Source organism: Enterovibrio paralichthyis (assembly GCF_019209835.1).
Classification (GTDB): Bacteria; Pseudomonadota; Gammaproteobacteria; order Enterobacterales; family Vibrionaceae; genus Enterovibrio; species Enterovibrio paralichthyis.
This window is the reverse complement of sequence record NZ_JAHUTS010000009.1, coordinates 24,771-38,560: the sequence shown is the minus strand read 5'-3', so window position 1 is coordinate 38,560 and position 13,790 is coordinate 24,771. Positions and strand designations below refer to the sequence as shown.

Annotated in this window: 14 protein-coding genes; 6 read left to right on the top strand and 8 right to left on the bottom strand. The window is 55.2% G+C overall.

What is annotated here, in order from left to right; translation table 11 throughout:
* The first annotated feature begins 63 nt into the window (after window positions 1–63).
* Both trmH and recG read left to right on the top strand, forming a co-directional pair.
* Window positions 64–756 carry a tRNA (guanosine(18)-2'-O)-methyltransferase TrmH gene (trmH, locus tag KU854_RS12530; protein ID WP_218358869.1) on the top strand — a complete coding sequence of 231 codons (693 nt, stop codon included), beginning with the start codon at window positions 64–66 and terminating at the stop codon, window positions 754–756.
* Between the two features lie 27 nt (window positions 757–783).
* Window positions 784–2,865, top strand: coding sequence for an ATP-dependent DNA helicase RecG (gene recG / locus KU854_RS12525; protein ID WP_218358868.1), 2,082 nt, complete (start codon window positions 784–786; stop codon window positions 2,863–2,865).
* A 21-nt stretch (window positions 2,866–2,886) separates the two neighbouring features.
* Here recG and KU854_RS12520 read toward each other — a convergent pair whose 3' ends face one another.
* From KU854_RS12520 to ompR, 3 genes are all read right to left on the bottom strand, one after another.
* Window positions 2,887–3,264 (bottom strand): GntR family transcriptional regulator, encoded by a 378-nt coding sequence (locus KU854_RS12520; protein ID WP_054779458.1) that lies wholly within the window; start codon window positions 3,262–3,264, stop codon window positions 2,887–2,889.
* Between the two features lie 156 nt (window positions 3,265–3,420).
* A complete protein-coding gene (gene envZ / locus KU854_RS12515) occupies window positions 3,421–4,764 on the bottom strand; it encodes a two-component system sensor histidine kinase EnvZ (protein ID WP_218358867.1) in 1,344 nt (447 codons plus the stop codon).
* 3 nt (window positions 4,765–4,767) lie between these two features.
* A complete protein-coding gene (gene ompR / locus KU854_RS12510; protein ID WP_054779457.1) occupies window positions 4,768–5,484 on the bottom strand; it encodes an osmolarity response regulator transcription factor OmpR in 717 nt (238 codons plus the stop codon).
* A gap of 240 nt (window positions 5,485–5,724) precedes the next feature.
* Here ompR and greB point away from each other — a divergent pair, with 240 nt between their 5' ends.
* A complete protein-coding gene (gene greB, locus KU854_RS12505; RefSeq protein ID WP_054779456.1) occupies window positions 5,725–6,210 on the top strand; it encodes a transcription elongation factor GreB in 486 nt (161 codons plus the stop codon).
* Between the two features lie 38 nt (window positions 6,211–6,248).
* On the top strand, window positions 6,249–8,582 hold the full coding sequence (locus tag KU854_RS12500) for a Tex family protein (protein ID WP_218358866.1): 2,334 nt from the start codon (window positions 6,249–6,251) through the stop codon (window positions 8,580–8,582).
* 65 nt (window positions 8,583–8,647) lie between these two features.
* Here the strand turns inward: KU854_RS12500 and KU854_RS12495 are convergent, their stop codons facing one another.
* The 3 genes from KU854_RS12495 to bioH form a co-directional block, all read right to left on the bottom strand.
* Complete coding sequence (locus KU854_RS12495; protein WP_054779455.1) at window positions 8,648–9,121, bottom strand: hypothetical protein; 474 nt, start codon at window positions 9,119–9,121, stop codon at window positions 8,648–8,650.
* 97 nt (window positions 9,122–9,218) lie between these two features.
* Complete coding sequence (locus KU854_RS12490; RefSeq protein WP_218358865.1) at window positions 9,219–9,551, bottom strand: hypothetical protein; 333 nt, start codon at window positions 9,549–9,551, stop codon at window positions 9,219–9,221.
* Window positions 9,552–9,649: 98 nt separating this feature from the next.
* Entirely contained in the window at window positions 9,650–10,432 is a 783-nt protein-coding gene (gene bioH, locus KU854_RS12485; protein ID WP_218358864.1) for a pimeloyl-ACP methyl ester esterase BioH, read from the bottom strand.
* A gap of 31 nt (window positions 10,433–10,463) precedes the next feature.
* Between bioH and KU854_RS12480 the strand changes: the two genes are divergently transcribed.
* Together KU854_RS12480 and nfuA are read left to right on the top strand one after the other, a co-directional pair.
* Window positions 10,464–11,153, top strand: a complete 690-nt coding sequence (locus KU854_RS12480; protein ID WP_336245245.1) for a ComF family protein — start codon at window positions 10,464–10,466, stop codon at window positions 11,151–11,153.
* Between the two features lie 97 nt (window positions 11,154–11,250).
* The gene (gene nfuA, locus KU854_RS12475; protein ID WP_218358862.1) at window positions 11,251–11,835 is read left to right on the top strand and encodes a Fe-S biogenesis protein NfuA; all 585 of its coding nucleotides are present in this window, start codon (window positions 11,251–11,253) and stop codon (window positions 11,833–11,835) included.
* 44 nt (window positions 11,836–11,879) lie between these two features.
* Here nfuA and dinF read toward each other — a convergent pair whose 3' ends face one another.
* Complete coding sequence (gene dinF / locus KU854_RS12470; protein ID WP_218358861.1) at window positions 11,880–13,220, bottom strand: MATE family efflux transporter DinF; 1,341 nt, start codon at window positions 13,218–13,220, stop codon at window positions 11,880–11,882.
* Between the two features lie 40 nt (window positions 13,221–13,260).
* The gene (locus KU854_RS12465; protein WP_218358860.1) at window positions 13,261–13,776 is read right to left on the bottom strand and encodes a GNAT family N-acetyltransferase; all 516 of its coding nucleotides are present in this window, start codon (window positions 13,774–13,776) and stop codon (window positions 13,261–13,263) included.
* Between the last annotated feature and the right edge of the window lie 14 nt (window positions 13,777–13,790).

The window sequence follows — 13,790 nt, the reverse complement described above, 5'->3', positions numbered from 1 at the left end:
GCAGCTTCGCTGTTTAAGCTTTAACGCCCGCCCACCGCGGGCGTTTTTATAACGAGTAACACCATGACACCAGAACGCTTTACACGCATCCATGAAGTACTAGCGACCCGCCAGCCGGATCTAACTGTGTGTATGGAAGAAGTCCATAAACCAAACAACATTTCCGCCATTATCCGCACCGCTGACGCCGTGGGCGTGCATCAGGTACACGCGGTATGGCCTCGCAACAGCAAAATGCGCACTCTGGGCGGAACCTCAGCCGGTGCCCGCAACTGGGTGGATGTGGTCACCCACGACAACACGCCGGAAGCCTTTGCCGAACTGAAAGCCAAAGGCATGCAGATTCTGGTGACCAACCTGTCTGACACTGCCGTCGATTTCCGTGAAGTGGATTACACCAAACCCACCGCGATTGTTATGGGTCAGGAAAAAACCGGGATCAGTAAGCAAGCGCTTGAATTGGCAGATCAACACATCATCATTCCCATGTTAGGTATGGTACAGTCGCTGAATGTATCGGTTGCCAGCGCCCTCATCCTGTATGAAGCGCAGCGTCAGCGCCAGAATGCGGGCATGTACCAGCGTACCCGCACCCTGATCCCACAGGACGAAGTTGACCGCATCCTGTTTGAACGCGGCCACCCAGTGCTGGCAAAAGTGGCCAAACGCAAAGGCCTGCCTTACCCGCCGCTTGATGACGAAGGCCAGATTGTGGCTGATGAGGCGTGGTGGGCTCAGATGCAGGCAGCCAAGTAATATTTGTTCAGGAGAGATGAAAGCATCATGCGCGCGTCAATGTTGGATGCTGTTCCCGTCACGTCGCTGACCGGTGTCGGCGGCAAAATGGCAGAAAAACTGGAAAAGCTCGGACTGTTCACCGTGCAGGATCTGCTGTTCCATCTCCCCTACCGCTACGAAGACCGCACCCGCATCTGGCCTATCATGAGCCTGATGCCGGGTCAGCACGCCACCGTGGAAGGCGAGGTGGTCAGCAACAACACGGTCTTTGGCCGCCGCCGTATGCTGACGGTGAAAATCACCGACGGCAACGGCTCGCTTACCCTGCGCTTTTTCAATTTCAACGCGGCAATGAAAAACAGCCTGGAACAGGGCAAGCGCGTTAAAGCCTACGGCGAAATCAAACGCGGACAGGGCGGACTGGAAATCATCCATCCGGAATACAAAGTGTTTTCCGAGCCGACAGAGCTCGCGCTCGAAGAAACCCTGACCCCGGTTTACCCGACTACCGAAGGGCTTCGCCAACTGACGCTCAGAAACCTGACCGATCAGGCGCTGGCGCTGCTCGATGGCGCTGCAGTGCAGGAACTCTTGCCGGAAGGCCTGTACGACCGGCAAATTACCCTGCGCGATGCGTTGAAAATCCTCCACCGCCCAACACCGGATATTTCCGTTACCCAACTGGAAAACGGCGAACACCCGGCGCAAAAACGCCTGATCTTGGAAGAGTTGCTGGCGCAGAATCTCTCTATGCTGGCAGTGCGCAGCAAACTGCAGCAAGACCCAACCTATTCCCTGCCACCGTCAACGGATTTAAAACCCAAGCTGCTGGCATCACTGCCGTTTAGCCCAACCGGCGCACAATCGCGCGTGGTGGCTGACATTGAACGCGACATGGGAGACAACAAACCCATGATGCGTTTGGTTCAGGGGGATGTCGGTTCAGGCAAAACCCTGGTGGCCGCCCTTGCCGCACTTCAGGCAATTGAGCAAGGTTATCAGGTTGCCCTGATGGCACCGACTGAGCTTCTTGCTGAACAGCATTCCATTAACTTCGCCAATTGGCTGGAGCCGCTCGGAATTTCCGTCGGCTGGCTGGCGGGGAAGCTGACCGGCAAAGCCAAAGAAGCCCAGCTGGAAAAAATTGCCAGTGGTGAGGCCAAGATGGTGGTTGGCACCCACGCCCTGTTCCAAAAGCATGTCGAGTTCGACAAGCTGGCACTGGTGATCATTGATGAGCAACACCGTTTCGGTGTCCACCAGCGTCTGGAGTTGCGTGAGAAAGGGATGAAGCAGGGCATTCACCCGCATCAACTTATCATGACAGCCACGCCTATCCCGCGCACCCTGGCAATGACAGCCTATGCCGACCTCGACACATCCGTGATTGATGAACTGCCGCCAGGGCGCACGCCAATCCAGACAGTCGCGGTACCCGATACCCGCCGTATTGATATCATCAACCGCGTCCATGCCGCCTGCATTGAAGAAGGGCGACAGGCTTACTGGGTTTGTACCCTGATTGATGAATCCGAAGTGCTGGAAGCGCAGGCGGCGGCAGAAACCGCCGATGACCTTTCGCGCGCCCTGCCGGATTTGAAAATCGGTCTGGTGCACGGCCGGATGAAAGCGGCAGAAAAGCAGGCGGTCATGCAGGCGTTTAAAGCCGGTGAACTGCACCTACTGGTCGCCACGACCGTCATTGAAGTCGGTGTGGATGTGCCCAATGCCAGCCTGATGATCATCGAAAACCCGGAGCGTCTCGGTCTGGCGCAGCTTCACCAGCTTCGCGGCCGTGTAGGCCGTGGCTCGGTAGCCAGCCACTGTGTGCTTTTGTATCACGCGCCTTTGTCAAAAACCGCCACCCAGCGTTTGGGCGTGTTGCGTGAAAGCAGCGACGGCTTTGTGATTGCCCAGCGCGACCTGGAAATCCGGGGGCCGGGCGAGCTTCTCGGCACCAAACAGACCGGGATGGCAGAGTTTAAAATTGCGGATTTGGTGCGGGATCAGAAACTGATCCCCGAAGTGCAGAAACTGGCGCTTTACCTGCACCAGAGTTACCCGGAAAACGCCAAGGCAATCATAGCCCGCTGGCTGGGTAACAAAGACAGATACAGCAACGCATAAGCCAGAACAGGAAGGGGCGGCTCAGTCGTCCTCTTCCCAGTGTTGCATCACCAGCGCCATCACTTCCGATTTGCTGTACCCCACTTCACGGGCGTCTTCCAGCAAGGCTTTGAGGGTCGGTTCAATAAAGGCAAATCTGTCCTCCATTCGCTCATGCAGCCCTTCCCGCGCCACCACCATACCCACACCGCGTTTGCGCTCCAGCCACCCTTGCTTTTCCATATTCTGGTAGCAGCGGGAAATGGTCATCGGATTGATATTCAGCTCTGCGGCGAGCTTTCTCACGGAGGTCAGTTTTTCCCCGGGAATAAGTGTACCCGCCACAATCTGGCGCTGAATTTGCGTCATCAGCTGACGGAATTTGGGGGACGGATCCTGCGGGTCGATGATTATCTTCATTATTTTCATCCCTGCTGTATCGGCGCTTTATTACAGTATTAGCAGATGACTCAAATATGAGACAGGAAGTCACAGTAAAAATTCATCTCACGTGACGTCAAAAACAAAAAAAGCGCAGACCCTATGGCTGCGCTTTTCAATTCTCAGTCTTCGGGATTAACGTCGCGGTCTGATCGTTTTCTTCGCCACCGGCAACACAATCTGCGCCCGCAAACCGCCACCGGAGCGGCCACTCAGTTTCAGCGAGCCCTGATGCTGCTCGACGATGCGTTTCACAATCGCCAGACCCAATCCGGTTCCCTCGCTGCCTCGGGCTGTATCGCCTCGGGTAAAGGGCTGCAACACGGTTTCGATTTGATCAGCCGCGATACCGGGGCCGTTGTCTTCCACCGCAATCCATTGGTGACGGCGGTCTGCCGAGGTGCCGGTGCTGATTTTCACCCAACCACCACCGTAACGCACTGCGTTCACCACCAGGTTGGTCACCGCGCGACGGATAGCCACTTCGTTAGCCTCCAGCCTGCCGACCAGTTCCCCTTTGCTGAACTCGAGTTCATGCCCGGTTGCCCCGTCAGCGACAGAGACATCTTCAGCCACCTGGTTAAGGTCAATCGCTTCCATATCTTGCAGCTGTACCGAGCGCAGGTAATCCATAAACTGGTTGATGATCTCGTTACACTCTTCAGTGTCCTTAATCATGCTTTCCGCAAGGTAGCTGTCCTCCGGCGACATCATTTCCGTCGCCAGACGAATACGGGTCAACGGGGTACGAAGGTCATGACTGACACCGGCCATCAACAGCGCCCTGTCCTCTTCCAGTTTGCGGATCCCCTCGTTCATCTGGTTAAACGCCTTGGTCACCGCACGGATGTCCGATGGCCCCCGCTCAGGCAGCGGCGGCGGGAATTTCCCTTTACCGACATTTTGCGCGGCGTGTTCAAGCGCGGCCAGAGGCCGGTTCTGTGCCTTGATAAACATCCAGCCACCGCCGATAAACAGCAGCGCAATAGTCATGGAATAAAAGAACAGCGGCTGGAAATCCCCCGGTTGCAGCTCAGAGAGCGGTATGCGCATCACATAGCCGGGAAAAGCGTCACTTTGCAGCCAGAGCACATAGTTTTTCGAGGCCAGACTTATCCGCGCCTCGGTGGGCGAACTGAGTTTTTCCGACATGTCCTCGGTGAGGTATTCCACCGGCACGGCATGGTCGAACTCATTCATGACATTGGGCTCAGACGTCTCATGCAGGGTCACGCCCAACTTGGCCAGTAACTGGCGGCGCAACAGCTCATCCATGTGATACACCTTGCCGTCCGACAGGGTCACATTGTCCTCCAGCATCACGGTAATTTCGTGGGCGAGGATTTTGTTGAACTGCTTGATGCTCGGCAGCAGGGCGTAATTGAGGATGATGAGATAGGAGAAAATCTGGCTGGCGATCAGAAGGCCAGCCATTACCACCAGTGTGCGGGCAAAGTTACTGCGTGGGGAAAAACGCATTAATTACGCGTCCCCGTCCGGCACGAACACATAACCCAGTCCCCAAACGGTCTGGATATAACGCGGTTTGCTCGGATCTTCTTCAATCATGCGGCGAAGGCGCGAGATTTGTACGTCAATTGAGCGCTCCATTGCCGAGTATTCACGGCCACGGGCCATGTTCATCAGCTTGTCGCGCGACATCGGCTCACGGGCATTGGTCACCAGCGCTTTCAGCACCGCAAACTCGCCGGACGTCAGAGTCAACGGCACATCGTTGCGGAACATTTCGCGGGTACCGAGGTTCAGGCGGAACTGGCCGAACTCAACAATCTTCTCTTCGCTTGATGGCGCGCCCGGTGCTTCTACCGTCTGGCGGCGCAGCACTGCGCGGATACGTGCCAGCAGCTCACGCGGGTTAAACGGTTTTGGCAGGTAATCATCCGCGCCCACCTCTAAGCCCACGATACGGTCGATTTCGTCGCCTTTCGCGGTCAGCATCAGGATCGGCAGCTGGTTGTTCGCCTGGCGCAAACGGCGGCAGATAGACAAACCATCTTCACCCGGCAGCATCAGATCGAGCACCATCAGGTGAAAATTTTCACGGGACAACAGACGATCCATCTGTTCAGCATTAGCCACGCTGCGCACCTGAAAACCTTGCTCAGACAAATAACGCTCCAACAGCGAACGCAGACGCATATCGTCGTCAACAACCAGGATCTTATGATTATCTTGCATGACTTACCTTTATTTGCGGATGACCGAATTGGCATCAATATTAAAGCCGGACCCGGACAGTGAACATCAGAGCGGCGTGCAATGGGAAGAAAAACTGTTACCAGTTGTAACCGATTTTGCCTGCTAATAACAAAGCGTTTCCCGCTTCCGTGTAACGTTCCGGCATAGCGCCGCTTTAATCGTATCGCCAAAGCGGTTATAACACTTGCCGGAAAAGCCACAACGCGCTCGGACGTAATAATGAAGAAAACCGACCTGGTCACCCGAGAAGGTTATAACAAACTGAAACAGGAACTCGATTTCCTGTGGAATGAGCGACGCCCGGAGATCACCAAGATTGTCTCTTGGGCCGCCAGCCTCGGCGACCGCTCCGAAAACGCTGATTATACTTACAATAAACGCCTGCTGCGGGAAATTGACCGCCGCGTGCGTTACCTCAGAAAACGCCTAGAAATCCTGCGAGTGGTCGATTACAACCCGCAACAGGACGGAAAAGTCTTCTTCGGTGCCTGGGTAGACATCGAAAACGAAGATGGCGACACCCTTTCTTTCCGTATCGTCGGCCCCGACGAAATTTACGGCCGTAAAGACTACATTTCTATCGACAGCCCAATGGCACGCGCCTTAATTAAAAAAGAAGTCGATGAAGAAGCCGTGGTGCAAACCCCGGAAGGGCCGAAAGTCTGGTACGTCAACACCATCCGCTACCAGCAGGACGAACAGTAATAACGCGCCCCGGCGTGATAACGCATTCAAGGAACAGCATGACTACTTCCATTTACCAACAAATCGCCAATGAGCTGAATGTCCGTGAAGCGCAGGTAACTGCTGCGGTTACCCTGCTTGATGATGGCAACACGGTTCCGTTTATCGCCCGTTACCGTAAAGAGGTCACCAACGGCCTTGATGACACCCAGCTGCGAAATCTCGAATCACGTTTAGGTTACCTGCGTGAACTGGAAGATCGCCGTCAGGTGATCCTCAAATCCATTGATGAGCAGGGCAAACTGACCGACGCGCTGAAAAAAGACATCCTCGACGCCGACAGCAAAAACCGTCTGGAAGACTTGTACCTGCCGTACAAACCCAAGCGCCGTACCAAAGGCCAGATCGCCATTGAAGCGGGTATCGAACCGCTGGCGACCCTGCTGTGGGAACAGCCTGACCACGATCCGGAATTGGAAGCGGCGAAATACTTCAACGCTGAAGCAGGCTTTGCCGATACCAAAGCCGTGCTGGACGGCGCCCGTGCCATCCTGATGGAACAGTTCGCCGAAGATGCCGCGCTGCTAGATAAAATCCGCCGTCATCTGAACCAGCATGCGGAAATCCAGTCCCGCGTAGTGGCAGGAAAGGAAGAGGAAGGCGCGAAGTTTAAAGACTACTTCGCCCACGATGAACTGCTGAGCAAAGTGCCGTCGCACCGCGCGCTGGCCATGTTCCGTGGCCGCAACGAAGGCATCCTGCAGCTGTCACTGAATGCCGACCCGGGTCAGGATGAAAAATCCACCGGCTCATACTGCGAAACCATTATCTGTGACCACTTCGGTGTAAACATCGGCTCTGCCGCTGCAGACCGCTGGCGCAAGCAGGTGGTGAGCTTTGCATGGCGTATCAAGATTTTAATGCACATGGAAACCGAGCTGATGGGCAACCTGCGCGAGATAGCAGAAACCGACGCCATCAAGGTCTTTGCCGACAACCTGAAAGACTTGCTGATGGCAGCGCCTGCTGGCCCGCGCTGCACCCTGGGTATTGACCCGGGCCTTCGCACCGGCTGTAAAGTGGCCGTGGTCGACAACACAGGTAAGCTTTTAGATACCGCTACCATCTACCCGACGCCGCCGCAGAACAAGATTGCAGAGTCAGCCCGCGTAGTGATGGCATTGATCAAAAAACATGGCGTGGACTTGATTGCCATCGGCAACGGCACCGCTTCCCGTGAAACCGACGCTTTTGTCGCAGGCATGCTCAAAGACGCCGGTGAGAAAATCCAGACTGTGATGGTCAGCGAAGCCGGTGCGTCGGTTTACTCGGCATCAGAGCTGGCGGCAGCAGAGTTCCCGGGACTGGACGTGTCGCTGCGCGGCGCGGTTTCTATCGCCCGCCGACTGCAAGACCCATTGGCAGAGCTGGTGAAAATCGATCCGAAATCCATCGGTGTGGGTCAGTACCAGCATGACGTGAGCCAAAGCCAACTGGCAAAACGTCTGGACGCGGTGGTGGAAGACTGTGTAAACGCCGTCGGTGTGGACGTGAACAGCGCTTCGGCCGCGCTCCTGACCCGTGTGGCTGGTCTATCGACCACCATGGCTGCCAATATCGTTGCCTTCCGTGACGAAAACGGCCGCTTTGAAGACCGCAAAACCCTGCTGAAAGTGCCGCGTCTGGGGCCAAAAGCATTCGAACAGTGTGCAGGCTTCCTGCGCGTGATGAACGGCAAAAATCCGCTCGACGGCTCAGCGGTTCACCCGGAAGCGTATCCGGTCGTCAAACGCATTGCGGAGAAATCCGGCAAAGCGGTGGATGCCATGATTGGCAACTTCGACTTCCTGCGCGCCCTGAAAGCGGCGGATTACGCGGACGATACCTTCGGTATCCCAACCGTGACCGACATTCTGGCTGAACTTGGCAAACCGGGCCGCGACCCGCGTCCTGAGTTCAAAACCGCGACCTTTGCCGATGGCGTGAACGAAGTGAAAGACCTGATCCCGGGCATGGTACTGGAAGGCGTGATCACCAACGTGACCAATTTCGGTGCATTCGTCGATGTGGGCGTGCATCAGGATGGTCTGGTGCACATCTCCGCCCTTTCCGACAAATTCATCTCTGATCCGCGTGAAGTGGTGAAAGCCGGTGACGTGGTGAAAGTGAAAGTGATGGAAGTAGACTTGCAGCGCAAGCGTATTGCTCTGTCGATGCGCCTGAGCGATGAGCCAGGTTCCGACAGCAAGCCGACCCGTGAACCGCGCGCGCGCAACCAGGAACGCAGCTTTAGTGGCAACAACCGCAACGACAAACCGCGCGGTGGCAACAATGCCCCATCGCCGTTTGGCGGTGCCTTTGCCGATGCGTTTGCCAAAGCCAAACGCAACTAAGCGGCTCACTGAGCGGTAAAAACAAAAACAGCGCCAACCGGCGCTGTTTTTTTATTTGGGCTTTGCTAGATAACGATCAGCACTTCTGACGGCACATTGGCCACCGACGATTGCTGGTAGCGCATCGCTACCACAGCACCCGTTCGCTGGGAGTCTTTCAGGGCTTCGATTTTATCCAGCACTTCTTTGGGCAGCTTGAGTTTCATCGCATAGCCGTTTTCATTTTGCGGCACATAGGCGTCGCTAGACAGCATCGATGACAGCTGGCTGAGTGTTTCATGGGCGGCAAACTGTGCGCCGTCAAACTGACGGGGCTGGCGGGAAAGCTCGGCGTAATCCGGATGCTCAGAAGCATCCCAGGAAGGCTTACGAAGTTGCTTCTCTTCCTGTGTAACCGGCTTTTCTTCAGCGCTGGCATTGGGTTGGCGTGCAGGGACAATTTTTTCGCGCACGCGATTTTCCCGCGCAACTTGCTCCGTTGGCGGGTTCACTGACGGTACGACAGCCGGTATGCTGACGTTTGCGGGCGAAATGTTCATGCCAATGTTACTCCAAACATCGACCGAAGGCCTTGTCGCCAGCGAGCATAGCGCGGGGAAACCCCGCGAATGCGCGTGCTATATCTCTATAGCGAAACTAGACCAATACTGCGATCAGTCCACCAATGGTACCCAGTGCTGACAGCACCTGACCGGCGGAATACGCAGCATCGTCGTTGCTTTTCACTTCATCGGGATGGTCCATGCCCAGTGCCCCATAAGTGAAAGACTCAACTTGAGACGAAGATGTCTTGCCTTCGGCTTCCGTTGCTTTGTTAACAGCCTTACCTTCAGACACTTCCTTGGCGACCTGTGCGTAAGACTGTTTTGCATTCTCATTCCCCTGCACCTGCTCCGCTTTTGCTGCGCTATTCACAGACGTGGGTTTGGCGTAAGGATTCTGAGAATACCCAACGTTACCTATATTCATTATGGTCTCTCCTGATTCCATAGCAAGTAACTTGAATAAAGTATCGGCAGCTTCGGTATAAAATTTAGCCCCGATTCACTTTATTTCGCCACTTTCCATTAACAGGACGGCAAACATTCTCCGCAAAAGGCCAGTAACGCCTGGGAAAAATGGTCGGGATCCGAGATAAACGGTGCGTGCGATGCGTTGGCAAAAATTTGCCGCTGCGACTGCGGAGCCAGAACATCCAGCTCTTGTGCCACTTTTACCGGCACAAGGCCATCCAGCCGACCGTACATTCTCAGCCAAGGCATTGAGATTTCACGCAATCGGGGCCGCAAGTCAGCATCGGCAAGAATATTAAGGCCAGCGCTAAGCGCCTCGGGTTGCGGCGACGGGTGAGAGAGGACCGCTTGCTTTAACCACTTAATATCTTGCCTTGCTGTTGGGCTCCCCATTGCCTGAAGCGCCATAAAACGATCAACTGTCGTCGTGAAGTCGTCAGCCAACTGTTTCGTAAACGCCTGCAATACCTCGGGTTTAATCCCTCGCCATCCGTGTTCTGCAGCAAACCGGGGGGAGCTGGCAATGGTCACCAACCCTTTCACACGCTCAGGTGCGAGAAGTGCGGCTTGAGTGGCAATCATGCCCCCCAGCGACCAACCGGCCCATACCGATCCCTGCGGTGAATTATTAAGCAAGCACTGTGCCATTTCCTCAAGCGAGAAGCTGTCAGTGGGTTGGCTGAAACCGTAGCCGGGCAAGTCCACACAATGGACGCGGTAGTGCGGCGTGAGAGCCGGCAGGATGTTTTGCCACACGGCACTGTTCATCCCCCAGCCATGAATGAGAATCAGATCGGAGCCTTGGCCTTCCGTGTGCCAGTAGAGTTTGGTCGTCATTTACACTGCCTACATTCGTCTATCAACAAGCATGTCCTTGATGTTCAGCGCTATCTTACGTGCCCTGCCGCTACGCTGTCAGCTTTGTCATCACAGGTTGGATCAGCATCAATACCCCTGGTGCAAAAGCTGCCACGCGAATTTGCCGCGTCCCCCGCGCTGTTTGCACTGCGGTTTACCGACACCCTATGAAATGGAGAGCTGTGGCCGCTGCCTGACATCGCCCCCTTTGTGGAATCGCCTCAGTTGCGTCAGCAGTTACACCTTTCCCTACGACAAGCTGTTGCACCGCTTTAAGTATCAGGGACACTACTGGCTTGCGCCTTCCCTTGCCAAACTACTGGCGACAGAAATCGACCAACCTGCGCCAGTATTGCTACCGGTTCCCATGCACTGGCAACGACATTGGCGGCGCGGCTTTAACCACAGCAATGTGCTGGCACGTCACCTTGCGCGGCAGTTGCAGGTGCAATATGAGCCCAATGTCTTAAAACGCGATCGTGCCACTCGCCAGCAGCAGGGATTGAACCGACAATCACGGTTAAGCAATCTCAATAACGCTTTTTCAATCAAAGGGGTAATGCCTGAGCACGTTGCCCTTGTCGACGATATTGTCACTACCGGCACCACACTCAACCAGCTCTGCCGCCTGCTGCGTGGGCACGGCGTAAAACACATCGATGTTTATTGTGTTTGCCGCACCCCACCCCCGGCGGATTAGTGACTGCAGCGCAAGAAACCGCACTGCTTCAGGGGTGATAGTGAAGGAAAACAAGCGTACAATGTCATCAGTTAACGGATAAATCAGGTAAGAAACCGTGTCACAAATTACTATTTCAGAAAATGCACAAAGCCATTTTGTGAAGTTGCTAGAGCAGCAACCAGAAGGCACTAATATCCGCGTATTCGTGGTTAACCCAGGCACGCAAAATGCAGAATGTGGCGTTTCTTACTGCCCTCAGGATGCAGTGGAAGCGACCGACACCGAAATCAGCTTCAACGGTTTCTCCGCGTATGTGGATGAGCTGAGCCTTCCATTTCTGGAAGATGCAGAGATTGATTTCGTCACTGACAAGATGGGCTCACAACTGACCCTGAAAGCACCAAACGCAAAAATGCGTAAAGTGGCGGACGATGCCCCACTGATGGAGCGCGTGGAATACGTTATCCAGACTCAGGTCAACCCTCAGCTGGCAGGCCACGGCGGTCACATCAACCTGATTGAAATCACCGAGGATGGCGTTGCTGTCATCCAGTTCGGTGGCGGTTGTAATGGCTGTTCAATGGTTGACGTTACCCTGAAAGACGGTATCGAGAAGCAGCTGCTGGAAGAATTCAGCGGTGAGCTGAACGGCGTACGCGATGTGACTGAACACGCGCACGGTGACCACTCTTACTACTAAGTGTGGATCGAATTGGAAAAGGCGCCGGTGGCGCCTTTTTTGTATCAATGTGTTGCAGCCAGAAAGGTTTGGTTGCGCCACTGGTAAACAAACAAAGTCCCCAGCGTCAGCCCACGCAGCGCCATAAACCCCAACATGGCCGCCCAAAGCGCATGGTTACCCAAACCGCTTAACGACCACCAAATCGCAAAAAAGCCCGCCATGGCGACAAACATGGTATTGCGCATTTCGCGCCCCCGCGTCGCCCCGATAAACACCCCATCCAGCAGAAAACACCACATGGAAACCAGCGGCATAGCAATCAACCATGGCAGGTAGATCATTGCCTGCTCCCGCACAGCAGGAATGTCTGAGATAAGCCCGACAATGGCATTGCCACCAAGGAGGAAAGCGGCAGTGATCAAAAGGGAAATAATCAAACTCCAGAAAGTGGTCGCTGTCAGCGCATCCAGCAATTCATCACGGCTTTTCGCGCCCACGGCTTTGCCCACCATGGCTTCCATGGCATAGGCAAACCCGTCCATGGCAAACGAGACCAGCATCAGGAAGTTCATCAGCACCGCGTTGGCCGCCACCACGTCATCACCCAGGGTCGCGCCCTGAAACGTCATAAAGGTAAACGCCAGTTGCAGGCACAGGCTTCGCAGGAAAATGTCCCGGTTGAGTTTCAGCAGACGTCCCATGCCGGAGGAGGCCTTCTTCCATTGCTCAAATGGCGAAGGCAATAGTTCGCGCTGCCAACGCTGGGCGACAAAATATAGCCCCAGCGCCATGCCGCTGTAATCGGCAATCACACTTGCCGCTGCCGCGCCCTGCACCTTCCAGCCAAAGCCCACCACGAACAACACATCCAGTACGATATTGATAACGTTAATCAGGATAAGCAGCATCATCGGCTTTTTGGCGTTCTGTGCGCCGAGCAGCCAGCCCATGATCACCAGGTTGGTCAGCGCCGCCGGTGCGCTCCAGATCCGTACCGAGAAATATTCTTCGGCATAGCGCTTCACCTCTGTGCTGGCATCACTGTAGCTGAACACCAGATCTGCAATCAGCGGATGCAGGGCAATAATGGCCAGCGCCAGCAACCAGGCCAGCGATAGCCCCTGCAGGAAAACATTGGCAAGGCCGGTTTTGTCATTGGCGCCATATGCCTGCGCCGTCAGCCCCGTGGTTGCCATGCGCAAAAAGCCGAGTAACCAGAAGGTTACGGCAATCATGGTGCTACCGACGGCTACCCCGCCAAGATACCAGGCGTGATCGAGATGGCCGATGACCGCCGCATCCACCAGGCCGAGTAAAGGCACGGTGATATTGGAGAGCACCATGGGAAAAGCGAGGGAAAACACCCGCACGTGGAGGGCTTTTTGTCGAAGCGCAGACAGCATAATTTGGCTCAAGGAAAATCAGTTAATTAGCAGGAGTTTATCAAAAGTGGCGGGTTAAAAAGACGGTACCGCCCGACGGTTCGCTGTCGCGGACAAAGCCGTTTTTCTCAAGCACCCGGATAGACGCTACATTTTCCACTTCAGCGCCTCCCGACAGCGAAGCAATGTTTCCTGCAGCGTGGCAAGCATCAACCAGACCGGCCAGCATTTCACTGGCGTAGCCCCTTCCCTGCCAGGGCTCACCAATCACATAGCCAAGGCGCAGATCCAGCATCTGGTCCGTATTAACTTCTGAATACAGCAGGATAAACCCCACCAACGTGTGGCTTTCGCGCTCAGTCACAGCTAGGAAATCCGCGTCTTCACGTATCGCCTTCAGCCACCGGGTGGCAGCATTGGCGTCTGACACCGCCTGAATGTCAGGGGGTAGATGTTGTTTGACTGCCGGGGTAAGTAACCCCGCAAGCTCTCCGGCAAAGGCCGGGGGAACAGTCGCTGACAACAACGCCGCGGCTTCGAGCCGCGGCGTGGAAAATGAAAGGGTTGCGTGAGACATCCTTGCCTGCCGTT